Raw genomic sequence first — 24,249 nt, forward strand, 5'->3', positions numbered from 1 at the left:
GAAAGATCCCCGCATATCGCGGCGCGACTATTGCTCACTCCCTGCTCACTTCCTGCGCACTTCCGCCCTGGCCCCAATGAGCGCAAGCCTCGCGGGCATTCAGCCAAACGCCAGCTGCGGCGCGCCGGGCCGTGACGCCAGGGTTGGCGCGGCTTGTTCGGGATGGAGGAATAGACATTTCCACTGACGCAAAAATAATTCCATTTATGATTGGAATCTGCCAGACATGGAATTTTGAGTACCGAGGCCCTTATGGACATACAGCTTAACGACATCGCCCTGTTCGTCGAAGTCGCCAAGCGCAAGAATTTCAGTCATGCGGCCGAAGCCCTGAACATCCCCACGTCCACGCTGTCGCGCCGCGTCAGCGAACTGGAGCGCAGCGTCGGCATGCGGCTGCTCAACCGCAGCACGCGCAAGATCGACCTGACCGAGGCCGGCGCCATCTATTTCGAGCGCTGCCGCCATATCGTCGAGGAAGCCCGCGTCGCCCACGACCAGTTGCTGGACATGGCGGTGCAACCCAAGGGCCGGCTGCGCATCTCGCTGCCGACCAGCCTGGCGCAACTGTTCCTGCCTTCGGTGATCCGGGAATTCCGCGAACAGCATCCCGATATCGAATGCGATTTCGACCTGGGCATGCGCTCGGTCGATCCGATCAGCAACCCGTTCGACCTGATCCTGCGCTTCGGGCAGCAGCCCGATTCCAGCCTGATCTCGCGCAAGATCGTGCTCATGGCGCACCAGCTGTACGCCTCGCCCGAATACCTGGCGCGCCACGGCGAGCCGCGCGTGCCCGGGGATCTCAGCCATCACGAGTGCCTGCGGCCCACCATGCGCGACGAGTCATCCTTCTGGATGCTCCATTCGGGCGACAAGGTGGAACGGGTGCAGGTATCGGGCCGGCTAGCCGCGAACAACGTGGGCATGCTGGGCCGGCTGGCCAGCCAGGGACTGGGCATCACGCCGCTGCTGGTGTTCGACGCGATGGAGCGCGCCATCAAGCAGTCCGGGCTGGTGCGCGTGCTGCCGGAATGGAGCCTGACGCCGCTGCCGCTGTTCGCGCTGCTGCCCTCGCGGATGCTGCCGGCCAAGACCAAGGCGTTCCTGGATTTCATCCAGCCGCGTCTGAACGAGGGCTAAGCCCCCCGAAGCGCCGCGCGTCAGGCGGTGGTGTCGTTCTGGTACTGACAGACCGTGTACAGCGGGGTGCCGGTGGCGGCGATCTTGGCGGAGCCGCCCAGGTCGGGCAGGTCGATGATGGCGGCGGCTTCGACCACGTTGGCGCCCAGGCGCTGCAGCAGCTTGATGGCCGCCAGCATGGTGCCGCCCGTGGCGATCAGATCGTCCACCAGCAGCACGCGCTGGCCGGTGCGCACCGCGTCGGTGTGCATCTCGACGGCGGCGTTGCCGTATTCCAGCGAATATTCCTCGGCCACCGTGCGATACGGCAGCTTGCCCTTCTTGCGCACGGGCACGAAGCCCAGGTTCAGCTCATAGGCCAGCACGCTGCCGACAATGAAGCCGCGCGCATCCACGCCCGCGACCAGATCCAGGCGCTGACGCATGTAACGGTAGACGAACAGGTCGATCAGGACGCGGAACGCCCGCGGGTCCTGCAGCACCGGCGTGATGTCACGGAACGTGACACCGGGCTGGGGCCAGTCTGGAACGCTGCGGATGGTGCGCCGGATGAACTCGGCGTATTCGTTCTGCATGAAAGACGGCCCTGAAGAATTGAAGCAAGGCGCACTATAACCCCGCTGCCGCGCTTAAGCCAGGACAGGCTCGGGCGATGACACGTCATGCAACTGTCCCCCGCGCAGCACGCAGCGCCGGTCCACCGCGCCCGCCGGCAGGCGCGCATGCGTGGCCAGCACCACGGCGCGCCCCTGCGCCGCCCGCCCCAGATCCCGCAGGAAATCGGCCTCGGCCGCCGCGTCCAGGCCGGCGGTGGGCTCGTCCAGCACCAGCACCCTGGCCGGCGACAGCAGGGCCCGCGCCAGACACAGCCGCCGCGCCTGCCCGGCCGACAGCAGCGAACCGGTCTCGCCCGCCCACGCATCCAGCCCGTCGGGCAGACCGCGCACGAAATCGCCCAGGCGCGCGGCGTCCAGCGCGCGCCACAGCGCGGCTTCGTCCGCCGAAGGGTCGCCGATCAGCAGATTGGTGCGCAGCGTGCCCAGGAACACCGGCGCGTCCTGCGACAGCAGCGCGATGCGCCGGTGCCAGTCGGCCTGCGCGCAATCGCGCGCGTCGCGTCCGCCATAGCGCACCTGGCCAGCCTGCGGATCTTCCAGCCGCAGGATCAGATGCAGCAGCGTGGACTTGCCCGCGCCGCTCTCGCCCTGGATCGCCACGCGCTCGCCCGGCGCGACGCGCAGGCTGACGCCGTCCAGCACCAGGGCGCCATCGGGATAGGCGAAGCGCAAGCCGTCCAGTTCCAGCGCGCCATCCGCCGGCAGCGCGGCCGGCGCGTCGGGATCGCGCATGTCCGGCTCGCATTGCGCCACCTCGCGGATGCGCTGCGCCGCGGACACCGCCGAGCCCAGCCGCGATGCGCCGCGCATGATGGGCGCGGCCACTTCGAATATGCCCATGACCGCCAGCAGCAGACCCGCCAGCAAAGGCCCGGACAGGCCGCCGCCCTCGTGTTCGCCCAGCCCGAACCACAACACACCCAGCACGGCCGCGCCGGCAGCGGCCTGCAGGAACCAGAGCCCGCGCGCCGCGACGCAGGCCTGGGCCTGGCGCGCCTGCGCGTTCTGCCCGCACAGGCGCTCGAAATGCGCGCGGGTCTGCGCCTGCGCATGCAGCGCCACCATGTCGGCGTGGCCGTCCACCGCGTCCAGCACAGCGGCGCGCAGGCCGGCCGCGCTTTCCTGCGCGGCGGCGCCGGGTCCGCGCGCGGCGCGCTGCAGGCCCCAGGGCGCAAGCACGCAGGCCACCAGCAGCGCCAGCGCGAACACCAGCGCGGCGGCCGGTATCCAGTAGCCCAGCACCGCCGTCATGATGGCGCCGGCCAGCAGCGCCGTGGCCAGCGGCGCCAGCACGAACAGGAACACAGTATCCAGCGCGTCCACGTCGCCGGTCATGCGCGCCACCAGATCGCCGCCGCGATAGCGCGCCAGCTGGCGCGGCGTCAGGCGAATCAGCGCGCGGAACACCAGCGTGCGCAGATCGGCCAGCAGGCGCAGCGTGGCCGAGTGCCCCGCCAGGCGGTCGGCATAGCGCGACACGATGCGCAGGAACGACAGGCCGCGCACCAGCGCCGACGGCGCGAACAGGTTGAACGCGGCGCCCGCGCCGGCCAGCGCGGCGCCGGTCAGGAACCAGCCCGACACGCCCAGCAGCCCCACGCCCGCGGCCACGGTGGCCAGCGCGCAGAACAGCGCGAGCAGCAGTCCGCCCTTGCGGCGCGCGTACAGCGGCAGCAGCAACAGCAGGTGTTTCATGGATGGGCCGCTCCGGATCCGGCGGATCCGCCAGACGCGGCGATGGCGATGGCGATGCGCTTCATGCTTGTTCCAGTTTGCCGTCCGCCAGCCGCAGCGTGCGCCCGAAACGGGCGGCCACCTGCGGCGAGTGCGTGGCGATGAGCAGCGTCCGCCCCGCCGCGAATGTGAGGATTTCGTCCAGCACGCGGGCCTGCGTGTCCTCATCCAGGTGCGCCGTGGGCTCGTCCAGCAGGATCAGTCCGGGATCGCGCAGGAACAGCCGCGCCAGCGCCACGCGCTGCGCCTGCCCGCCGGACAGGCCCTGCCCGCGTCCGCCCAGCACGGTATCCAGGCCCAGCGGCTGACGCTCGGTGAATTCCAGGACTCGCGCGCGCCTTGCGGCCTCGCGCAGCGCCTCGTCCGAGGCCTGCGGACAACCGAGGCGGATGTTCTGGGCGATGGTGCCGGCCATCAACTGCGGCTTCTGGCCGATCAGCGCGATCCGGCCGCGCAGCGCGGCCTCGTCCCAATCCGCCAGCGGCCGGCCGTCGATCAATATCTCGCCCTCGCAGGGCCGCAGGCGCGCGATCGCCTCGATCAGCGAGGACTTGCCGATGCCGCTCGGCCCCATCAGCGCGACGTGTTCGCCGGGCGCCAGCGCAAGCGCCGCGCCGTCGAGCACCGGCGCGGGACGGCCGGGCGCCATCAAGCGCAGGCCGCGCGCGCTCATTGAGACCGGGCCGCGCGCGGCGGGCACGGCGGCCGGCGCAACCGGCGCGGCCCCGGCCGGCGCCACATCCGGCAAGCCGTCGAACACCGCGTCGATCTGCGTCACCGCCGCCAGCGCGGCCGCGCGGTCATGGTAGTGCGCGGCGAACTGACGCAGCGGCGCATAGACCTCGGGCGCCATCAACAGGCAGAACATGCCGGCCTGCAAGGTCAGCACCGACCAGCGCAGGTCCAGGAAACCCAGATAGGTCAGCCCGATGTACACGGCCACCCCGGCGACGCCCAGGGCGGCGAAGAACTCCAGCACCGCCGAGGACAGGAAGGCGATGCGCAGCACGGACAGGGTGCGCTGACGCAATGCGTCGCTGGCGGCCGCCACCGATTCGGCCTCGGCCTCGGCGCGTCCGTACAGCTTGAGCGTGGACAGCCCGCGCAGACGGTCGGCGAAGAATCCGGACAGCCGCGCGAAGGCGCGCAGATGCCGCCGGCTCGCGCCCTGCGCGCCCCAGCCGACCAGGGCCATGAACAAGGGAATCAGCGGCGCGGTGATCAGCAGCACCAGGCCCGCGATCACATCCACCGGAAACAGCAGCACGGAAAATGCCACCGGCAGCATGGCGGCGGCGGCCATGGCCGGCAGGTATTTGGCGAAGAAGCCATCCAGCGCCTCGACCTGGTCCACCACGGCGCTGGCCAGCACGCCCGAGGCCTGGCCCCGACTCCAGTGCGGCCCCTTGTCCACCAGGCGCTCGAACAGGGCCTGGCGCACCTGGCGCTTGATCCGCTCGGCGGCGATGGCGCCGGCGCGTTCGCCGGCCCAGGCGATACAGGCGCGGACCAGCATCAGCGCGGCGATGCCGAGGATGCCGCCCAGCAGGTCCGAGCGCGGCGCCTGCCGCGCGATGGCGGCGTCCAGCACGCTGGCCAGCAGCCAGGCCTGGATCACCAGCAGCACGCCGCCCGCGAGCGGCGCGGCGCCGGCCAGCAGCAGGGGCGGCCGCGCCGATCCCGCCAGACGCTTCAACCATTGCGACTGCCCGCGCGAGGGCTTGCGCAGCGCGTCGGCGGGATCATGCTCCAGGCTGCTGGCGCGACCCGCCGCCGACGTGTCCCGCATGCTCACGCTTCGTCGCGCTTGGCGCGCGGGTCATGCGAATGGCCCTCGCGCAGTTCGAACCACATGGCGTTGAGAATGGCGAAGGCGCAGGCCAGCCCCAGCCCGAGTACCCACGAGAAATACCACATAGCGCTAGCTCCTGATTCAGTATGAGTTGGGGGTGCCGCCGACCGACTCAGGCGTGACCTTGCCGCGCATCACGCGGTACACCCAGGCGGTGTAGAGGGTCACGATGGGCAGGAAGATCGCGACCGCGATCACCATGATCCACAGCGTCATGTGGCTGGACGAGGCATCCCAGACCGTCAGCCCGGCGCGCGGGTTCGACGACGAGGGCATCAGGAACGGGAATAGCGAGAAGCCCGCCGTCAGGATGATCCCGGCGATGGACAGCGCCGACGCCAGGAACGCCAGCATGTGCGCGCGCGCCGTCAGGAGCAGCAGCGCCAGCAGCGCGCCGGCCACGCCCAGCGCGGGCGCGATCCACATCAGCGGCCACTTGGCGTAGTTGGCCATCCAGGCGCCGGCCTGCACGCTGACGGTCTTGAGCATGGGATCGGATGGGCCCTGCATGTCGACCGCGCTGGTGATGACGTGGCCGTTCAGCCCGCCCGCGACCCAGAAACCGCCGGCCACGAACAGCGCCGCGGTCAGCAGCGCGCACAGCCGGCCCCAATTGCGGGCGCGGCTGGCCACCACGCCCTCGGTGCGCCAGGCCAGCAGCACCGCGCCGTGCATGGCCAGCATGGCCACGCTGAGCACGCCGGCCAGCAACGCGAAAGGCGTGAACAACTGGTAGAAATGGCCCTGGTAGACCATGCGCAGCGCGGCTTCGTCGAACGTGAAGGGCACGCCCAGAATGATGTTGCCCACCGCCACGCCGAACACCAGCGAGGCCACCACGCCCGAGAAACAGAGCACGCCGTCCCAGGTGTTGCGCCAGCGCGTGCCTTCCATCTTGCTGCGGTACTTGAAGCCCACCGGACGCAGGATCAGCGCGATCAGCGCCAGCATCATGGCCAGGTAGAAGCCCGAGAACGAAGCGGCATACAGCAACGGCCACGCGGCGAAGATGGCGCCGCCGGCGGTGATGAGCCAGACCTGGTTGCCCTCCCAGACCGGGCCGACCACGTTGATCACCACGCGGCGCTCGACGTCGGTCTTGGCCACCAGCGGCAACAGCGCCGCCACGCCCAGGTCGAAGCCGTCCATGACGGCGAAGCCGATGAGCAGCGCGCCCAGCAGCACCCACCAGACCACCCGCAGGGTGGCGTAGTCGAAAGGAATCAATGCATCCATTCCTGTTTCTCCCGGTCAGGCGCGCACGGCGGCGCGGACAGGATCGGCGGCCGCGTCGGCGGGCGCCGGTCCGTCGGATTTCGGACCTGCCTTGATGGCGTGCAGCATCACCTTGACGCCGATGATGAGCAGGACCGTGTACAGCACCAGGAAAATCCCCAGGCTGATGGCCAGGTCCGTGATGGTCAGGCCGGAGGCCGCGTAGTAGGTCGGCAGCACGCCTTCGATCACCCAGGGCTGGCGGCCGTACTCGGCCACGAACCAGCCGCTCTCGATCGCCACCCACGGCAGCGGCAGGCTCCACAGCGCCACCTTGAGCAGGCCGCGCCGGCTGTCCAGTCGGCCGCGCGAGGCCAGCCAGAACGCCACGCCGAAGAACAGGATCAGGTACATGCCGACCGCCACCATGACGCGGAACGCCCAGAACAGCGGCGCCACATTCGGCACGGTGTCGATGGCCGCCTTCTTGATGTCTTCCTCGGTGACCTTGCTCATGTCGGACTGGTAGCGCTTGACCAGCAGCGCGTAGCCCAGGTCTGGCCAGGTCTTGTCGAACACCATGCGCGCGTCGGTGTTCTTGGGATTGGCGCGGATCTTCTGCAGCGCGTCGTAGGCCACCATGCCGTCGCGGATGCGGTTCTCGGCGCGCAGGATCAGGTCGTCGATGCCCAGCAGCGGCGTGGTGAGCGAGCGCGTGCCGATGATGCCCATGACGTAGGGGATCTCGATGGCGAAATCGTTCTTGCGCTCGGCCTGGTTGGGGATGGCGATCAGGTTGAACGCGGCGGGCGCCGGCTCGGTGTGCCACATGGACTCCATGGCGGCGATCTTCATCTTCTGGTGTTCAGTGGTCAGGTAGCCGCTTTCATCGCCCAGCACCACCACCGACAGGGCCGAGGCCAGGCCGAAGCTGGCGGCCACGGCCATCGAGCGCTTGGCCAGATCCGTATGGCGACCGCGCAGCAGGTACCAGGCGCTGATCGACATCACGAACATGGCGCCGGCCACGTAGCCCGCGCTGACCGTGTGCACGAACTTGGCCTGCGCCACCGGGTTGAAGATCACGGCGGCGAAGTCCGTCATCTCCATGCGCATGGTGTCGGGATTGAAGACGGCGCCGACCGGGTTCTGCATCCAGCCGTTGGCGATCAGGATCCACAGGGCCGAGAAGTTGGTGCCGAAGGCCACCAGCCAGGTCACCACCAGGTGGCTGACCTTGGACATGCGATTCCAGCCGAAGAAGAACAGGCCGACGAAGGTGGCTTCCAGGAAGAAGGCCATCAGCCCTTCGAGCGCCAGCGGCGCGCCGAAGATGTCGCCGACGTAGTGGCTGTAGTACGACCAGTTCATGCCGAACTGGAATTCCATGACCACGCCCGTGGCCACGCCCAGCGCGAAGTTGATGCCGAACAGCGTGCCCCAGAACATCGTCATCTTTTTCCAGATGGCGCGTCCGGTCATGACGTACACGCTCTCCATGATGGCGAGAATGAACGACAGGCCGAGCGTGAGGGGCACGAACAGGAAGTGGTAAAGCGCGGTCGCGGCAAACTGGAATCGCGACAGGTTGACGACGTCGAGATCAATCATTGGGGCGCTCCCATGCGGGCGAGAGGCCACAGCAACCGGCATGGTTCCCAGGCCGTCTCTGGCGCCATGATACGGGCGGTATATGCAACTTCATAGGATTTTTCCTAAAAATCAAGGCTCAGCGGCATTCAGCCCTTGCCTCGCAATTTGCCGGCGAAGCCCAGCACCTTCTGGACCTTGGAGCCCAGTTTCATCAGGTTCTGCAGGGTTTCGGGCGGCAGGCGCTGAACCTCATCGAACCATCCCGTGGACAGTTCGATCAGCTCCAGCATTTCGGTCATGCGCTGCTGCGCGTAGACATCGGCAGGCTTGGAGGCCGGCTCCAGCAGCGTGTCGCGCAACAACGTGAGCGTGGGGTCGATTTCGCGCTTGCGCTTTTCTTCCATCAGGATGCGGAAGATCTCCCACACATCCTTGGGCGTCTCGAAGTAGTCGCGGCGGTCGCCCACCTGGTGCATCAGCTTGACCAGGCGCCAGGACTGCAATTCCTTGAGACCCATGCTGACATTCGAGCGCGAGAAGCCCAGCGTCTCGGCGATGTCGTCGGCGTTCATCGGCTCGGGCGCCAGGAACAACAGCGCATAGATCTGGCCGACGGTGCGGTTCACCCCCCAGCGGCTGCCCATTTCGCCAAAGTGCAGGACGAAACGTTCGTTTTGAGGGCTGAGGACCATGATCATTCTCGCGCCAGCCGATTCCACCAACCCGCCCCCCTTTATATGCGGAGCAGATCGACTTGAACTCGACAACAGCAGTTACACCGATTTCAGAAATTCCTGAAATTATCGAACAAACCCTGAGAAAGCGCAAACCCCAGGATTCGTGGGGGCATGGCCGCAAACTTCCGGCGGATTGACCCGTGGACCACGTATCAATGGGCAAAAAACAACAATGCCACCAGCCTCGCGGCGGGTGGCATTGAAAACGGGGACTGATTAAAACCAGGGAACAGCGATCACGAGTTGGCTGGATCAGCCTGGATCCGCCGTGACGGATCCTCGGCCAGCCGGCGGCGCGCGCCCGGTGCTCAGCCGGCCTTGACCGTCACGGCGGAAGACACCCGCTTGGCCTTGGCGCGCGCGGCCGCCACGTCGTCGGCGACGGCCAGGCCCACGCCCATGCGGCGCTTGACGAAGGATTCGGGCTTGCCGAACAGGCGCACGTCGGTGCCCGGCTCGGCCAGCGCCTCGGCCACGTTGTGGAACGACACCGCGCCCGCGTCCACGCCGCCATAGATCACGCTGCTGGCGCCGGGCTGGCGCAGGCTGGTGTCCACCGGCAGGCCCAGCAGCGCGCGGGCGTGCAATTCGAATTCGTTCTGCGCCTGCGTGATCATGGTGACCATGCCGGTATCGTGCGGACGCGGGCTGACCTCCGAGAACCAGACCTGGTCGCCGGCCACGAACAGCTCGACGCCGAAGATGCCCAGGCCGCCCAGGTTGGACGTGACCGCCAGGGCGATCTCGCGCGCGCGCTCCAGCGCCGCCGGCGACATGGGATGCGGCTGCCAGCTTTCCACGTAGTCGCCATCCACCTGCTTATGGCCGATGGGCTCGCAGTAACGGGTCTCGACCTGGCCGTCGGCGCCACGCGCGCGGACGGTCAGCAGCGTGATTTCGTAGTCGAAGCGGATGAAGCCCTCGACGATGGCGCGGCCGCCGCCGACGCGGCCGCCTTCCTGGGCGTAGCGCCAGCTCTCGGCCACGTCCTCGGCGGACTTGATCACGGACTGTCCCTTGCCCGAGGACGACATGACGGGCTTGATCACGCAGGGATAGCCGATGCCGCCGTCGATGGCCTCGCGCAGTTCCTGTTCGGTGTCGACGAACCGGTACGGCGAGGTCGGCAGGCCAAGGGTCTCGGCCGCCAGGCGGCGGATGCCCTCGCGGTTCATGGTCAGCTGGGCGGCGCGCGCCGTGGGCGTGACGCGCACGGCGCCGGCGGCCTCCAGCTCGACCAGCAGGCTGGTGGCGATGGCCTCGATTTCAGGGACAATGACGTGCGGCCGTTCCTGGTCGATGATCTTGCGCAAGGCATCCGCGTCCGTCATGGGCACCACGTGGGCGCGGTGCGCCACCTGCTGCCCCGGCGCGTCCGCGTACCGGTCCACGGCGATGACCTCCACGCCCAGGCGCTGCAGGGCGATGACGACCTCCTTGCCCAGCTCTCCGGAGCCGAGCAGCATCACTCGGGTGGCGAGGGGCGACAGGGGCGTGCCAAGGACGGGACTGGAAATGCGGGACATGAGGCGGTCCTGGGTAAAAGAGTGAAAGCCGGAAAAACAGGAGCCGCCAGGATGCCATACCCCCTTCTCGCGGGCAAACACGGTCCCCCCCCGAAGCGCTGCGCGCTTCCCCCCCAGGGGGGCGCAGCTGCGGACCGGCGGAGCCGGATCCGCGCTGCCCCGATCGGGGAGGGCGCCGTCGCCGGGGGGGATAGCTGTTTCTCATGTCGGCCTGCGGCACCTGTTTCATGCGTCCGGAGTGGCGCGGTGGCGCCCCCGGCAACTGATATTAAAATCCCGCCATGACTGAGCATCCCTCCCTATCGTCCGACACCGCGCTGTCATCTGCCCGCAGGACGCTGCAAATCGAAAGCCAGGCCCTGCAGGATCTGTCGGCCCGGCTGGACGACAGCTTCGCGCAGGTCGTGGCCCTGCTGCTCGCCTGCCGCGGGCGCGTGGTCGTCAGCGGCATCGGCAAGACCGGCCACGTCGCGCGCAAGATCGCGGCCACGCTGGCCTCCACCGGCACGCCCGCCTTCTTCGTGCATGCCGCCGAGGCGGTCCATGGCGACCTGGGGATGATCACCCGCGACGACGTGCTGATCGCGATTTCCTATTCCGGATCGGGCCAGGAACTGCTGACCATCCTGCCGGTGGCGCGCCGCATGGGCGCCAAGCTGGTGGCGATCACCGGCAATCCGCAGTCCGAGCTGGCCTTGCTGGCCGACGTGCACCTGGACGCCAGCGTCGCGCAGGAAGCCTGCCCGCTGAACCTGGCGCCCACGGCCAGCACCACCGCCGCGCTGGCCCTGGGCGATGCGCTGGCCGTCGCCTGCCTGGAGGCGCGCGGCTTCGGCCCGCAGGACTTCGCCCGCTCGCATCCCGGCGGCGCGCTGGGTCGCCGCCTGCTGACGCATGTGCGCGATGTGATGCGCCAGGGCGACGCCCTGCCCATCGTGGCCACTGGCACGCCGGTCCCGCAGGCGCTCAAGACCATGTCGGCCAAGGGCATGGGCATGACCGTGGTGGCCGACGCCGCCGGCCGGCCGCAAGGCATCTTCACCGACGGCGACCTGCGCCGCCTGATCGCCAGCCAGGGCGATATCCGCGGCCTGGCCGTGGACGACGGCATGACGCGCTCGCCGCGCAGCATCGGACCCGACGCGCTGGCCGTGGAAGCGGCGCAGCAGATGGACGAACTTCGACTCAATCACATGCTGGTGCTCGACAGCGATGGCGCCTTGCTCGGCGCGCTGCACATGCATGACCTGATGGCCGCCAAAGTGGTATGACTATGACCCTTCCCACCCCTGTCACGCATCCGGCCGAAGCGCTGGTCCTCGCCCGCATTCCCGCCACCGTGCGCGAACGCGCCGCCGCCGTCCGCCTCATGGTGTTCGACGTGGACGGCGTGCTGACCGACGGCGGCCTCTACTATGGCGAGAACGGCGAACAGCTCAAGCGCTTCAACGCGCTGGACGGCCACGGCCTGCGCCTGCTGCTGGAAGGCGGCCTGAAGGTCGCCCTGATGACCGGCCGGTCCGGCCCCATCGTGGCGCGCCGCGCCGCCGAGCTGGGCATCGCCGAGGTCATGCAGGGCGTGCGCGACAAGGGCGCGGCCCTGGCCGAACTCGCGCAACGCGCCGGTGTCCAACTGAACCAGGCGGGCTACATGGGCGACGACATCATCGACCTGCCCGCCATGCAGCGCGCCGGTTTCGCCGCCACCGTGCCCAACGCGCCGGGCTACGTCAGCCAGGCCGCGCACTGGGTCGCCTCGGTTCCCGGCGGCTCTGGCGCGGTGCGCGAATGCTGCGACCTGCTGCTGGCCGCCCAGGGCCGCCTGGGCGGTTTCCTGGCCGCGCCGGGCCTGCTGGGCCCGGGCGCCATCCAGTAACGACCCGCGCGCCCCATGACACATACGCCTTTTTGGCACACTAGATGAAAGAACGTTTTCCTTCCCTGATCGCGCTGTTCCTGCTCGTCGTGCTGGTGCTCAGCAGCTGGTGGGCGGCCGATTACGCGCAGCGGGCCGTGCAGGTCGACCCCCCGCGCCGCATCACCCATGAAATGGATGCCTGGTCGCGCAACTTCGTCATGCTGCGCACCGACATGACGGGCCGCCCGATCAACCGGCTCGAGGGCGAATACGCCGAGCACTTCCCCGACGACGATTCGTATCACATCACCGCCCCCCGGGCCGTCGGCCAGCGCGAATCCAGCCCGATCACCGTGGGCATCTCCAAGACCGCCATCATGGAACAGGGCGGCAAGCGCATCGTCATGAACGGCGACGCCTACGTGCATCGCCAGCCCGACGCCAACAATGACCTGCTGGACGTGCGCAGCCAGCAGCTGATCATCCTGCCGGACGAGGACGTGGTCTATACCGACCTGCCGGCCGAAGTGCTGAAAGGCCGTTCGCGCATGAACGGCACCGGCATGCACTACAACAACAGGACCCGCCAGTTGCAGGTCTCAGCATCGACCGACGTGGAAATCGCCGGCGGCGAAGGCAAGCAGCAGCGCCGCACCGAGATTCCAGCCCCCAACAATACCGACCAGAAGAAGCCATGACCGACCTCCGGATTCGCCTTGCCCCGACGACGCGCCTGATCGGCGCCGCCCTGCTGGCCGCGGCGGCGCTCGCGCCCTCGGCCCACGCGGCGGACCCCGCGCCCCAGCCGGCGGCCGGCAAGGCCGCGCCCGCCGAAGAACCCAGCACGCTGATCCTGTCAGACACGCTGCACTACGACGACGTGAAGAAGCAGAGCGTGTTCACCGGCAACGTCAACATGACGCGCGGGTTGATGACGCTGACCTCCGACACGCTGGAAATGCACGAGGACGCCAAGGGCAACCAGTACGGCACGGCCACCGCGAACAAGGGCAAGGTCGTCACCATCCGCCAGGAACGCCCCGAGAACTTCGAACTCATCGAAGGCAAGGGCCTGCGCGCCGAATACGACGGCACCAACAGCACCTTCGACCTCATCGGCCAGGCCGTGGTGGTGCGCTACGTCTGTGGCAAACCGTTCGACACCATCCGTGGCGAACGGGTACGCTACAACGAAAAGAGCGGCACCTACGAAGCCCATGGCGGCCCCAACTCGGCCGCGGCCGGCGGCCGGGTGCGCTCGGTGGCCGAGCCCCGCGCCAAGGCGGACGCCGCCATCGCCGAATGCCGCAAGCAGCAGGCCTCGAAGAAGGGGCGCTAAGCGCCTCCCCCCGCAACACATCCGCCGCCACGCATGAATCCACCCTCTGTGCAGACCCCTGTGACCTCCGCCCCTTCGGGCGTCAAGCAGGGCAGCCTGCGCGCAACCGGCTTGCGCAAGACCTATAACGGCCGCACCGTGGTGCAGGACGTCTCCCTGTCCGTCTCCAGCGGCGAAGTCGTGGGCCTGCTTGGCCCGAACGGCGCCGGCAAGACCACCAGCTTCTACATGATCGTGGGCCTGGTGCCGGCCGACGCCGGCCGCATCGAGATCGACGGCGACGCCATCACCGCCATGCCGATCCACAAGCGCGCGCGCATGGGCCTGTCCTATCTGCCCCAGGATGCATCCGTGTTCCGCCGGCTGACGGTAGAGCAGAACATCCGCGCCGTGCTGGAGCTGCAACTGGGGCCGGATGGCAAGCCCCTGCCCACGGCCAAGATCAACCAGCAGATGGAATCGCTGCTGGAGGAACTGCAGATCGGCCACATCCGCAGCAACGCGGCCATCTCGCTGTCGGGCGGCGAACGCCGCCGCGTGGAAATCGCGCGCGCGCTGGCCACCAGCCCGCGCTTCATCCTGCTGGACGAACCCTTCGCCGGCGTGGACCCCATCGCGGTGATCGAGATCCAGCGCATCGTGCGCTTCCTGAAGGGCCGCGGCATCGGCGTGCTCATTACCGACCACAACGTGCGCGAAACGCTGGGCATCTGCGACCGCGCCTACATCATCAGCGAAGGCAAGGTGCTGACCGACGGCCATCCCGACGAGATCGTCGGCGATCCGGCCGTGCGCCGCGTCTACCTGGGCGAGCACTTCCGCATGTAACAGCGGCGGCCCTGGGGAAGACCCTTAGGGCCGCTCCGCTTTCTCCAGGCGGCCCGGCCCGCCAAGGCGCTTGCGCGCTTTTCCCGATTTTTCCCCGCGATTCCCGACTTTTCCCGGCGCAGTTTCCGCGCGCTTCGGCGCGTTTCGCCCCTCCGCCGGACTCAGCCATAAAAATGCCACGAACTTGCGCTAGGTCAGCTTGTTTTATCGGCGCGAGTCTATACACTAATACCAACGACCCACACAAAACCTCTCTACCAAGGAGATCGCCTAACGACCCCACCGCGCCACCGGGCGCACCTCTTATATCCTCTTTACAGAAGGAGAGCACACTATGAACCTGAGCATCTGCGGTCGTCACCTCGACGTCACCCCGGCCATCCGGGAATATGTCATGAACAAACTGGCGCGAGTGCTGCGGCATTTCGATCACGTCATCGATACCCAGGTCATGCTCTCAGTTGAGCCCCTGCGGCACAAAGCCGAAATCACCATGCGTCTGAGCGGCAAGGACATTCATTGTGAAGCAACCGATGAAAACCTCTACGCTGCGATAGACCTCCTCGCCGACAAAGTCGACCGTCAGGTCATCAAGCACAAGGACAAGGTGCGAAGCCACACAGCAGAGTCCGTGAAGCGGCAAGCGGCGAATCTCTCGCCTCCCCAGTAGTACCGCGCCTCACGATCGCTCCCCTGCGAGCGCTTGGCAATACAGCGATTAACCATCCTGCCTGAGTCCCGGTGTCCCGCTAGACCTTGCGTCCAGTCGGGGCATCGGCAAATGCCTCCCCCACGCAGTACCCGCGCAACCGCGTCCGCGCCCGGCCTGTCCGTCGCCCCGGATCCGCTCCCTGTTTTCCCGAATCGACTGACCGTACCGGCCTGGCACATGCCCGCACCGCCGCGTACCTGGCGCGATCCGTTCGGAAATATGCGCCCCCGGCCCCAGGAATACCCACAACCTCGCGCGATCGGTCTATGCTGTCGCTCTTGCGCCTGACGGACGGCACGCCGCCCGGGGCGCGGCGTGCCATGGCCAGCCTCGCGGACAACCCGTCGCGGCCAGCCGGAAGCACGGGGGGATACGCCTGGAACCAGCAGCGGAAAGTCTGCGGGACAACCCCTGGTCCGGGCGTTTTTTGCAGTGCGTCATATAACCATATAATGCTCCGCATGAATCATCTGTCGCGCATTCTTCCCGCCGGCAACGTCGTGCTAGACATGCTCGCCACGAGCAAGAAACGCGCGTTCGAGCAAGCCGGCCTGCTCTTCGAAAACAATCACGGCCTGGCGCGTTCGCTGGTGTTCGACAGCCTGTTCGCGCGCGAGCGCCTCGGGTCGACGGCGCTGGGCCAGGGCGTTGCCGTGCCGCACGGCCGCGTCAAGGGCCTGGAGCAGGCGCTGGCGGCGTTCATCCGCCTGGCGCAGCCCATCGCCTTCGACGCCCCCGACGGCCAGCCCGTCTCCATGCTGCTCTGCCTGCTGGTGCCCGAAACCGCGACACAGCAACACCTGGACATCCTGGCCGAACTGGCGCAGCTGATGTCGAACAAGGCGCTGCGCGAAGCGCTGGGCACCGAGACCGATCCGGCCGTGGTCCACAAGATGCTGACCACCGGCCAACTCTGATTCTCCACGCGGACACGCAGCCATGCTCACGGTGCAGGAACTGGTCGACGACAACGCCGACAAAATCCCCTTCAACTGGATCGCGGGCCAGGGCGCCGCGGACCGCGCGATTCCCGATGACGGCATGGCGGCCGCCGACCTCGTTGGCCACCTGAACCTGATCCACCCCTCGCGCATCCAGGTGTTCGGCCAGGAAGAGCTGGCGTACTACACCCGCTTCGACCTGCGCCGCCGCATGCACCACATGGACGAGCTGCTGATCGGCGGCGTGCCCGCCATCCTGCTGGCCGACGGCCTGACGCCGCCGCAGGACCTGGTGGACCAGTGCGACCAGCACCAGGTGCCGCTGCTGTCCACGCCGGTCGCCGCCGCGCAGCTGATCGACCTGCTGCGCATCTACCTGGGCAAGAAGCTCGCACCCACCACCACCGTGCACGGCGTGTTCCTGGACGTGCTGGGCCTGGGCGTGCTGATCACCGGCGAGTCCGGCCTGGGCAAGAGCGAACTCGCGCTGGAACTGATCTCGCGCGGCCACGGCCTGGTGGCCGACGACGCGGTGGAGTTCTCGCGCACCGCGCCCAACATGATCGAGGGCCACTGCCCGCAACTGCTGCAGAACCTGCTGGAAGTGCGCGGCCTGGGCCTGCTCGACATCCGCACCATCTTCGGCGAGACCTCGGTGCGCCGAAAGATGCGCCTGAAGCTCATCGTGCATCTGGTGCGCGCCACCGCGCAGGACAAGTTCGAACGCCTGCCGCTGCAGGACATCACGCAGGACATGCTGGGCCTGCCGGTGCGCAAGGTCATGCTGCAGGTGGCCGCCGGCCGCAACCTCGCCGTGCTGGTCGAGGCCGCCGTGCGCAATACCATCCTGAAGCTGCGCGGCATCGATACGCTGGGCGAATTCATGGAACGCCAGGCCATGGCGATCCTGCAGAGCAGCAAGTAACGCCATCCGCGACAGGCAGGCCCGCGCCCTTGGCCCTGTACGAGACCCTTGCGGCCGAGATCGAGAAATCGATCCGCGACGGCGTGCTGCGCACCGGCGACAAGCTGCCCTCCGTGCGTGACGCCTGTTCCAGCCGCGGCGTCAGTCCCTCCACCGTCTTCCAGGCCTATTACCTGTTGGAAGCGCGCGGCCTGATCCGCGCGCGCCCGCGCTCGGGCTATTACGTGAGCGCGCGCGCCGAGCCGCTGCCGCCCGAGCCCGGCGCCTCCTGCCCGGATGGCGAGTCCACCGAGCTGGCGATCAGCGAACGCATCTTCGACATCCTGGGTTCAGTGCGCAACCGCGACGTGGCGCCGCTGGGATCCGCCTTTCCCTCGCCGCTGCTGTTTCCGCTGCCACGGCTGGCGCAGGCCATGGCGGCGCATCTCAAACGCCAGGACCCGCTGGACACGGTCGAAGACCTGTCGCCCGGCAATCCCGCGCTGCGCCGCCAGATCGCGCTGCGCTACCTGATCGCCGGCATCAACATCCCCGCCAGCGACATCGTCGTCACCAACGGCGCGCTGGAAGCGCTGAACCTGTGCCTGCAGGCGGTCACCCGCCCCGGCGACACGGTGATCGTCGAAGCGCCCACGTTCTATGGCGCGCTGCAGGCGCTGGAACGGCAGGGACTGAAGGCATTGGAAGTGCCGACGCACCCGCGCACCGGCATGGACCTGGACGCGCTGGAAAGCGCCATCGCGCGGCACCGGCCCGCCGCCTGCTGGCTGATGACGCAATTCCAGAATCCGCTGGGCAGCCTCATGCCCGATGAGCGCAAGCGGCAATTGGTCGAGCTGCTCACGCGCCACGACATTCCGCTGATCGAGGACGACGTCTACGGCGAGCTGTATTTCGGCGCGACGCGCCCGGTGCCGGCCAAGGCCTACGACACGCAGGGCCTGGTGCTGCACTGTTCCTCATTCTCCAAATGCCTGGCGCCGGGCTACCGAATCGGCTGGGCCTCGGCGGGCCGATACACGCAGCGCGTGCAGCGGCTCAAGCTGTCGTCCACGCTGTCGGCGTCCGGCCCGGCGCAGGGCGCCATCGCGGAATTCCTGGAACAGGGCGGCTACGACCGTCACCTGCGCCGGCTGCGCGACACGTTGCAGACCCTGCAGGCCCGGATGGCGACGGCGGTGGCCCATGCGTTTCCCGCCGGCACGCGCATGACACGCCCGCAAGGCGGCTTCTTCCTGTGGCTGGAGCTGCCCCAGGGCATCGACGCGCTGGCGCTGCATCGCCAGGCGCTGGCGCGCGGCATCAGCGTCGCGCCCGGCCCGATTTTCTCGGCCAGCGGTCAGTTCGCCAGCGCGCTGCGCCTGAACTGCGGCCACCCCTGGAACGAAGCCCAGGCCGAGGCCGTGCGCACGCTGGGCGAACTGGCCCTCGCGGCGCTGGCCCGGCCCAGGCCAGGAGCCCGCGACCTGACGCTCGGCCCTTGAGCCTCGGAACCGGCCGACGGCCCCCGGACTCCAGGCGCCGACTTCAATTGCGCGTGGACGCGTCGCGCGCGCGCTTGACCTCCAGCGGCGTGACGCCGCCCGCCTCGTTGCCCCAGCTGTTGCGGATATAAGTCACCAGCGCGGCGATGTCGTTGTCGTTCAGCAGTTGCCCGAATGGCGGCATGCCGTGAGGCCGGGGATTGGCCGCCGTGGCCGGCGCGTAACCGCCGTCGAGCACCATACGGATGGCATTGACGGGCGACGGCGCGGTCACGCCGGGATTGCCGGCCAGCGCGGGCCAGGCCGAACCCGCGCCCTCGCCCGCCGCCTGATGGCATTGCACGCACTGCTGGCGGTAGATCTTGCCGCCGATATCCATCAAGGCGGGCGAGGCCGACGCGGCCTGGCGCTGCGTGGCCGCCGGCGTGGCGGGCAAGGTCTTCAGGTAGACGCCGATCGCCAGCGCATCGTCATCGCTCAGGTACTGCGTGCTGCCCCTCACCACCTCGGCCATCGGCCCCGTGGCGGTGGAATGCGCGGCGATGCCGGTCTTGAGCAGCGCCGCGATGTCCGTGGCCTGCCAGCGGCCCATGCCGACGCTCAGGTCGTTGGTCAACGGCGGCGCGTACCAATCCAGCACCGGAATCACGCCGCCGGCCAGCGGCTCGGCCGCGCGCGTGGCGCCCAGGCTGTTGCGCGGCGTATGGCAGGCCGCGCAATGGCCCGGCCCCTCGACCAGATAGCGGCCTCGGTTCCAGGGCGCCGACTGACCGGCGTCGGATTGCAGCGTGCCCGGCTTGAAGTACAGCGCCCGCCAGAACGCCAGCAACGCGCGCTGGTTGTAGGGGAACTCCATTTCAGCGGGGCGATTGGGCTGGTTGACCGGTTCCACCGTGCGCAGGAAGGCATACAGCGCGTCGGCGTCGGCGCGCGTCATGCGTGTGTACTCGGTGTAGGGAAAGGCCGGATACAGCAGCGTGCCGTCGCGCGACTTGCCGTTGTGCAGCGCGCGCCAGAAGTCATCCGCGCTCCAGGCGCCGATGCCGGTCTGCGGATCCGGCGTGAGGTTGGGACCGTAGACCACGCCGAACGGCGTGGGCACCGGCGTGCCGCCGGCATAGGGCTTGCCGCCCCGGCTGGTGTGGCAGGCCATGCAGTTGCCCGCCAGCGCCAGGTAGCGGCCGCGCTCGGCCAGGCTGGCCGCGTCGCCGCTGGCGGGCGGACCGCCGCCGGCGTCCTCGCGCGTGCCCATCCAGTACAGCGTGCCCGCCGCCGCCACGATCAGCAGGACCAGGACCGCAAGGGCGCGTTTGATGTGCTTCATGGCCGCCCCCTCAACGCCGCGCCTGGCTGCCGCACTCGGCGGGCAGCTTGAGCGAATCCGCCGGTTCGGCGGCGTAGGACGCGGGCACCGGCCGCGACGACAGCCAGGCCGCCAGCGCGCTGATGTCCGCCGGCGTCAACTTGGCGGCCACGTCCGCCATGCAGTCGGGCTCGGCCGCGCGCCGCAGCCCGTTCTTCCAGCTGCCGATCTGGGCGCCGATGTAGTCGCGCGGCAGGCCCAGCAGGCCGGGCACGCCCGGCAATAGCCCGCCCAGCGAGGCGCCGTGGCAGGCGGCGCATGCCGGCAGGCCGCGAGCGGCGTCGCCGTCCTGGGCAAGCTTGCGGCCTGCCTCCAGGATCGCGGTGGAAACCTCGGGGCGCACCGCCGCCGGATACGGCACGTGCTGGTCGGCGAAATAGGCCGCGATCTCGCGCAGGTAGTCGTCGGGCAGGCCGGCCAGCAGATGCGACATGGGCCGGTACTGCCGCCGGTCGTCGCGGAAATTCAGCAACTGGTGGTAGAGGTATTCCTGGGGCTTGCCGGCCAGGCGCGGGTAGTAACCGTCGGACCCGGCGCGGCCCTGCTCGCCGTGGCAGGCGGTACAGGCGGCGACGCGCGCGGCCATGGTGTCCGGCTTCAGGACCGGCCCCTGCGCCGCCGCTGGCGCGGTGCCCAACGCTGTGGCCAAACCAACAGCGGCGGCCGCCGACAGGCATGTTTTTACCCAGAACCGCGGTGATGCCACACTACAGGAAGAAATGAAGGCTAACATCTAGGTCGAGTTCCAACCCCGGGGACGCCTGCCGGCGGGGCACGTGAATGAATCGATCGGGTATCCTGCCCCGGAGCTTACGCCACGGGATCTGTCGGGGTACAGGCGCAGATTCCGAGTTTACGGCCATAGCAGATGCCATTGCGCCGGCATCGCCCTCGAAAAGCATGCCAAAATCATGTCCATGTTGAAAGTCGTCCTCGTCACCGGCATTTCCGGCTCCGGCAAGTCCGTGGCCCTGCGGATGCTCGAAGACGCCAGCTATACCTGCGTCGACAACCTGCCGGTGCGGTTCCTGGCCGAGTTCATCGCCAACGCCCGCGACAGCGGCCTGGAGCGCGTGGCGGTCGCCATCGACGTGCGCTCGCCCGGCGAACTGGCCGAACTGCCCGACGTGGTCACCGCGCTGCGCGCCATGGGCACCAGCCTGCGCGTGATCTTCCTGGATGCCAGCACCATCACGCTGGTGCAGCGCTACTCCGAGTCGCGCCGCCGCCACCCTCTTACCGACCGCCTCAAGCGCGGCGGCACCGCGCCGTCGCTGGCCGAGTGCATCGCCGAGGAACGCGAGCTGCTGGCGCCGCTGCGTGAGCAGGAACACGTGATCGACACCTCGGACCTGACGCCCGGCCAGCTGCGCGCCTGGATCCGCGACCTGATCCAGGCCGACGTGGCGCCGCTGGTGCTGACGTTCGAGTCCTTCGCCTACAAGCGCGGCGTGCCAAGGGACGCCGACCTGGTGTTCGACGTGCGCTGCCTGCCCAACCCCTATTACGACCGCGACCTGCGCCCGCTGACGGGCCGCGACGAGCCCGTGGCCCAATGGCTGGCCGGCTTCGACCAGGTCGGCCAGATGGTCGATGACATCGCCGGCTTCATCCAGCGCTGGCTGCCGCAATACACGCAGGACACGCGCAACTACCTGACCGTGGCCATCGGCTGTACCGGCGGCCAGCACCGCTCGGTCTACGTGGTCGAACAGCTGGCCAAGCGCTTCGCCGACCACGGCCCGCTGCTCGTGCGCCACCGCAACCAGCTTCCGGACGAGTCCGCATGACCCTGAACCGCCCGCTCCACCTGATCATGATGTTGCTGCTGGCCATCGCCGTGGCCGGCTGCTCTTCCACCGGGGGACGAAAAAAGGGCGGTGGCTATTACAAGGACGACGGTCCCGACGCGAATCCGCCGTCCAACCTGGACCAGGTGCCCGACGCGGTGCCGCGCATCGAGCCCTACGCCAGCGGCGCGAACCGGCCCTACGTGGTGTTCGGCCAGCGCTACGTGCCCGACACCACCGGCCAGCCCTATCGCAAGCAGGGCATCGCGTCCTGGTACGGCAAGAAATTCCACGGCAACTCCACCTCGATCGGCGAGCCCTACGACATGTACGCCATGACGGCGGCCCACACCACGCTGCCGGTGCCCAGCTACGCCCGGGTGACCAGCCTGGTCAACGGCCGCACCGTGATCGTGCGCGTCAACGATCGCGGCCCCTTCCACAGCGACCGCCTCATGGACCTGTCCTACGTGGCGGCCTACAAGCTGGGCATCATCGGCCCGGGCAGCGGCCAGGTGGTGGTGGAAAGCATCGGCGCGGAGGAAATCCGGCGTCTGGCCTCGCAAGGCCCCGCCGCCCCGCCGCCGCAACCGTCGTCCGCCACGGGCTCGCAGCCGGTGGCCGAGCCGGTCGCCGCCGCCCCGGTCGCGCTGACGCCGGTGGCGCTGCCGGCCACGCCGCAGCCGGCACGCCCGGCGCCCGCCGGCGGCATCGGCAACGTCTATCTGCAGGTGGGCGCGTTCAGCCAGCCGGCCAATGCGCAGACGCTGGTCAGCCGCATCAATGCGCAGCTGGGCGCGGAAGGCGCGCCGCCCGCCATGATGGAGCAGGCCAACAACCTGTACCGCGTCAAGATCGGCCCCTACCCCGACCGCCAGAGCGCGCTGAACGCCGTGCAGCAGGTGTCGGATCGCATCGGCATCCTGCCCAGCATCGCCGCCCAGTAGGCGCGGCGGTCCGGCGGGCGCGCGTCGCGCCCGTCATCCTCGACGATCCCAAAAAGCCGTCAGGCCACGCGACGCCCGGCGCTACCAGGGCAGTTCGGCCTGCCCGTCGCAGACGCGGCGCGCCCTGGGGCTGCGGCTCACGTACAGATTGCCCTCGTGCGCCAACAGCGCCTGCTTGCGCGGCAGCCCGCCGCCAAAACCGGTCAGCGAGGTGTCGCTGCCGATCACGCGGTGACAGGGAATGATGATGATCAGCGGATTTCGGCCCACCGCGCCGCCGATGGCCTGCGCGCCCTTGGGCCGGCCCACGGTCCGCGCCAGTTCGCCGTAGCTCGTCAGCACGCCGAAATCCAGCGCGCACAGCGCGCGCCAGACTTCATGCTGGAACGGCGTGCCGACCGGATCCAGCGCCACCTCGAAGGCGCGCCGGTCCTTGGCGAACCACTCCTCCAGCTCGCGCCGTCCCTGTTCCAGGATCGGATTCGATTCGTCGCGCAGCCAGCCTTCGGACGAAGGCAGCAGCGCCTGGTCGGTGAACCATGCCCCGCGCAGGCCCTTGGCGCTGGCGACCAGGCGCATCTCGCCCAGCGGCGTGGGCATGTCCCGGTAGACCAGCTGTTCGTCGGGGTCGGCGTGCTTGCCGGACGCGACCGTTGCATAGACCATGCCAATGACTCCCTCTATCCCGCCTACTGCCCGTCGCCGGCGGCCGTCTTGCGCAGCGCCCGGCTGTACAGCGCGTCCTTGGGCAGGCCCGTGACCTTGGCCGCCACCTTGGCCGCGTCGCGCACGGACAGGGTTTCCAGCAAGGCGTCGAGCAACGCGTCGGCGCGCGCGTCGACCTCGCCCTCGTCTTCTGCGGCCTCGTCGGCGTGCACGATCAGCACGAACTCGCCCTGCTCGCGGTGCGGGTCGGCGGCCAGCCAGGCCGCGCCCTCGCCCAGCGCGAAGGTGGCGATTTCCTCGAAGCGCTTGGTCAGCTCGCGCGCCACGGTCAGCTTGCGCGCCGGGCCGCAGACCTCCAGCAGGTCCGCCAGCGTGGCGGCCAGCCGGTGCGGCGACTCGAACATCACCACCGGCGCCGGCAGCGCGCACCAGGTGCGCAGCCAGCGCTGGCGCGCGGCCGCCTTGGGCGGCGCGAAACCGGCGAAGGCGAAGGCGGGATTCTCGTCGGATGTGACGCCGCTGCCCATCAGGGCCGCGATGACCGCGCTGGGGCCAGGCACCGGCACCACCGCGTAGCCGGCCTCGCGCACGGCGCGGACCACGCGCGCGCCCGGATCGCTGACGGCCGGCGCGCCGGCGTCGGACACCAGCGCCACGCGCTGGCCCTGGGCCAGGCGCTCGCAGATCGCCTGCGCGGCCGAGGCTTCGTTGTGCCGATGGGCGGCCATGAGCGGCGTGCCCACGCCCCAGGCGTCCAGCAGCTTGCGGCTGGCCCGGGTGTCCTCGGCGGCGATCACGTCCGCGCGCTGCAGGGCATGCCAGGCCCGCAGGCCCAGGTCGCCCAGGTTGCCGATGGGCGTGGCCACCACATACAGCGTCGCGGCGGGCCAATGCTGGCCGGCGACGCTCTCGGCGACCCGGCTCCAGGCATCGCCGGCGGCGGGTGAGACATTTTGATTCATTGCGGGCAGCTCAGGCG

24 protein-coding genes are annotated in these 24,249 nt (G+C 68.9%); 12 read left to right on the forward strand and 12 right to left on the reverse strand.

Going from position 1 to position 24,249, the window contains the following annotated elements:
* The first annotated feature begins 252 nt into the window (after positions 1 to 252).
* Positions 253 to 1,143: a LysR family transcriptional regulator gene (locus ACEU5R_RS18830; protein WP_103271476.1), complete on the forward strand. Its 891-nt coding sequence runs from the start codon at positions 253 to 255 to the stop codon at positions 1,141 to 1,143.
* Positions 1,144 to 1,163: 20 nt separating this feature from the next.
* Here the strand turns inward: ACEU5R_RS18830 and ACEU5R_RS18835 are convergent, their stop codons facing one another.
* The 8 genes from ACEU5R_RS18835 to purT form a co-directional block, all read right to left on the reverse strand.
* Positions 1,164 to 1,718: an adenine phosphoribosyltransferase gene (locus ACEU5R_RS18835; protein ID WP_103271477.1), complete on the reverse strand. Its 555-nt coding sequence runs from the start codon at positions 1,716 to 1,718 to the stop codon at positions 1,164 to 1,166.
* 54 nt (positions 1,719 to 1,772) lie between these two features.
* Positions 1,773 to 3,455, reverse strand: a complete 1,683-nt coding sequence (gene cydC, locus ACEU5R_RS18840; protein ID WP_392411216.1) for a thiol reductant ABC exporter subunit CydC — start codon at positions 3,453 to 3,455, stop codon at positions 1,773 to 1,775.
* A 61-nt stretch (positions 3,456 to 3,516) separates the two neighbouring features.
* On the reverse strand, positions 3,517 to 5,283 hold the full coding sequence (cydD, locus tag ACEU5R_RS18845) for a thiol reductant ABC exporter subunit CydD (RefSeq protein ID WP_392411217.1): 1,767 nt from the start codon (positions 5,281 to 5,283) through the stop codon (positions 3,517 to 3,519).
* 2 nt (positions 5,284 to 5,285) lie between these two features.
* The gene (gene cydX / locus ACEU5R_RS18850; protein WP_103271480.1) at positions 5,286 to 5,411 is read right to left on the reverse strand and encodes a cytochrome bd-I oxidase subunit CydX; all 126 of its coding nucleotides are present in this window, start codon (positions 5,409 to 5,411) and stop codon (positions 5,286 to 5,288) included.
* A 16-nt stretch (positions 5,412 to 5,427) separates the two neighbouring features.
* Positions 5,428 to 6,582 carry a cytochrome d ubiquinol oxidase subunit II gene (cydB, locus tag ACEU5R_RS18855; RefSeq protein WP_103271481.1) on the reverse strand — a complete coding sequence of 385 codons (1,155 nt, stop codon included), beginning with the start codon at positions 6,580 to 6,582 and terminating at the stop codon, positions 5,428 to 5,430.
* 15 nt (positions 6,583 to 6,597) lie between these two features.
* A complete protein-coding gene (locus ACEU5R_RS18860) occupies positions 6,598 to 8,172 on the reverse strand; it encodes a cytochrome ubiquinol oxidase subunit I (protein WP_212317784.1) in 1,575 nt (524 codons plus the stop codon).
* A gap of 128 nt (positions 8,173 to 8,300) precedes the next feature.
* A complete protein-coding gene (locus ACEU5R_RS18865) occupies positions 8,301 to 8,846 on the reverse strand; it encodes a GbsR/MarR family transcriptional regulator (protein ID WP_103276236.1) in 546 nt (181 codons plus the stop codon).
* A 353-nt stretch (positions 8,847 to 9,199) separates the two neighbouring features.
* Positions 9,200 to 10,417, reverse strand: a complete 1,218-nt coding sequence (gene purT / locus ACEU5R_RS18870) for a formate-dependent phosphoribosylglycinamide formyltransferase (protein WP_103271483.1) — start codon at positions 10,415 to 10,417, stop codon at positions 9,200 to 9,202.
* Between the two features lie 281 nt (positions 10,418 to 10,698).
* On the opposite strand from purT, the gene ACEU5R_RS18875 reads away from it, so the two are divergent.
* The 9 genes from ACEU5R_RS18875 (at position 10,699) to ACEU5R_RS18915 (ending at position 18,504) form a co-directional block, all read left to right on the forward strand.
* A complete protein-coding gene (locus tag ACEU5R_RS18875) occupies positions 10,699 to 11,688 on the forward strand; it encodes an SIS domain-containing protein (protein WP_392411218.1) in 990 nt (329 codons plus the stop codon).
* Complete coding sequence (locus ACEU5R_RS18880; protein WP_392411219.1) at positions 11,685 to 12,293, forward strand: KdsC family phosphatase; 609 nt, start codon at positions 11,685 to 11,687, stop codon at positions 12,291 to 12,293. The genes ACEU5R_RS18875 and ACEU5R_RS18880 overlap by 4 nt, the downstream gene beginning before the upstream one ends.
* Before the next feature lie 44 nt (positions 12,294 to 12,337).
* Positions 12,338 to 12,973 (forward strand): LPS export ABC transporter periplasmic protein LptC, encoded by a 636-nt coding sequence (lptC, locus tag ACEU5R_RS18885; RefSeq protein WP_103271486.1) that lies wholly within the window; start codon positions 12,338 to 12,340, stop codon positions 12,971 to 12,973.
* Positions 12,970 to 13,614, forward strand: a complete 645-nt coding sequence (gene lptA / locus ACEU5R_RS18890) for a lipopolysaccharide transport periplasmic protein LptA (RefSeq protein ID WP_103271487.1) — start codon at positions 12,970 to 12,972, stop codon at positions 13,612 to 13,614. The genes lptC and lptA overlap by 4 nt, the downstream gene beginning before the upstream one ends.
* Before the next feature lie 33 nt (positions 13,615 to 13,647).
* On the forward strand, positions 13,648 to 14,442 hold the full coding sequence (lptB, locus tag ACEU5R_RS18895) for an LPS export ABC transporter ATP-binding protein (RefSeq protein WP_103271488.1): 795 nt from the start codon (positions 13,648 to 13,650) through the stop codon (positions 14,440 to 14,442).
* Between the two features lie 334 nt (positions 14,443 to 14,776).
* Positions 14,777 to 15,112, forward strand: coding sequence for a ribosome hibernation-promoting factor, HPF/YfiA family (hpf, locus tag ACEU5R_RS18900; RefSeq protein ID WP_103271489.1), 336 nt, complete (start codon positions 14,777 to 14,779; stop codon positions 15,110 to 15,112).
* 503 nt (positions 15,113 to 15,615) lie between these two features.
* Positions 15,616 to 16,071, forward strand: a complete 456-nt coding sequence (locus ACEU5R_RS18905; RefSeq protein ID WP_199770941.1) for a PTS sugar transporter subunit IIA — start codon at positions 15,616 to 15,618, stop codon at positions 16,069 to 16,071.
* Positions 16,072 to 16,093: 22 nt separating this feature from the next.
* Positions 16,094 to 17,020: an HPr(Ser) kinase/phosphatase gene (gene hprK, locus ACEU5R_RS18910; RefSeq protein ID WP_053245696.1), complete on the forward strand. Its 927-nt coding sequence runs from the start codon at positions 16,094 to 16,096 to the stop codon at positions 17,018 to 17,020.
* Positions 17,021 to 17,049: 29 nt separating this feature from the next.
* Complete coding sequence (locus tag ACEU5R_RS18915; protein WP_392411221.1) at positions 17,050 to 18,504, forward strand: PLP-dependent aminotransferase family protein; 1,455 nt, start codon at positions 17,050 to 17,052, stop codon at positions 18,502 to 18,504.
* A 43-nt stretch (positions 18,505 to 18,547) separates the two neighbouring features.
* On the opposite strand, the gene ACEU5R_RS18920 is transcribed toward ACEU5R_RS18915, so the two are convergent.
* Both ACEU5R_RS18920 and ACEU5R_RS18925 read right to left on the reverse strand, forming a co-directional pair.
* A complete protein-coding gene (locus ACEU5R_RS18920) occupies positions 18,548 to 19,828 on the reverse strand; it encodes a cytochrome c (protein WP_103271492.1) in 1,281 nt (426 codons plus the stop codon).
* A gap of 10 nt (positions 19,829 to 19,838) precedes the next feature.
* Positions 19,839 to 20,600, reverse strand: a complete 762-nt coding sequence (locus ACEU5R_RS18925; RefSeq protein ID WP_392411222.1) for a c-type cytochrome — start codon at positions 20,598 to 20,600, stop codon at positions 19,839 to 19,841.
* A gap of 184 nt (positions 20,601 to 20,784) precedes the next feature.
* Between ACEU5R_RS18925 and rapZ the strand changes: the two genes are divergently transcribed.
* A complete protein-coding gene (gene rapZ, locus ACEU5R_RS18930; protein WP_392411231.1) occupies positions 20,785 to 21,657 on the forward strand; it encodes an RNase adapter RapZ in 873 nt (290 codons plus the stop codon).
* Positions 21,654 to 22,604, forward strand: coding sequence for a septal ring lytic transglycosylase RlpA family protein (locus ACEU5R_RS18935; RefSeq protein ID WP_392411223.1), 951 nt, complete (start codon positions 21,654 to 21,656; stop codon positions 22,602 to 22,604). Before rapZ ends, ACEU5R_RS18935 begins: the two co-directional genes overlap by 4 nt.
* Before the next feature lie 81 nt (positions 22,605 to 22,685).
* Here the strand turns inward: ACEU5R_RS18935 and ACEU5R_RS18940 are convergent, their stop codons facing one another.
* Entirely contained in the window at positions 22,686 to 23,270 is a 585-nt protein-coding gene (locus tag ACEU5R_RS18940) for a methylated-DNA--[protein]-cysteine S-methyltransferase (protein ID WP_392411224.1), read from the reverse strand.
* Positions 23,271 to 23,293: 23 nt separating this feature from the next.
* Positions 23,294 to 24,232, reverse strand: coding sequence for a 16S rRNA (cytidine(1402)-2'-O)-methyltransferase (gene rsmI / locus ACEU5R_RS18945; protein ID WP_103271496.1), 939 nt, complete (start codon positions 24,230 to 24,232; stop codon positions 23,294 to 23,296).
* Positions 24,233 to 24,249: the final 17 nt, after the last annotated feature.

It is taken from the genome of Achromobacter sp. 413638, assembly GCF_043119405.1.
Classification (GTDB): Bacteria; Pseudomonadota; Gammaproteobacteria; order Burkholderiales; family Burkholderiaceae_B; genus Achromobacter.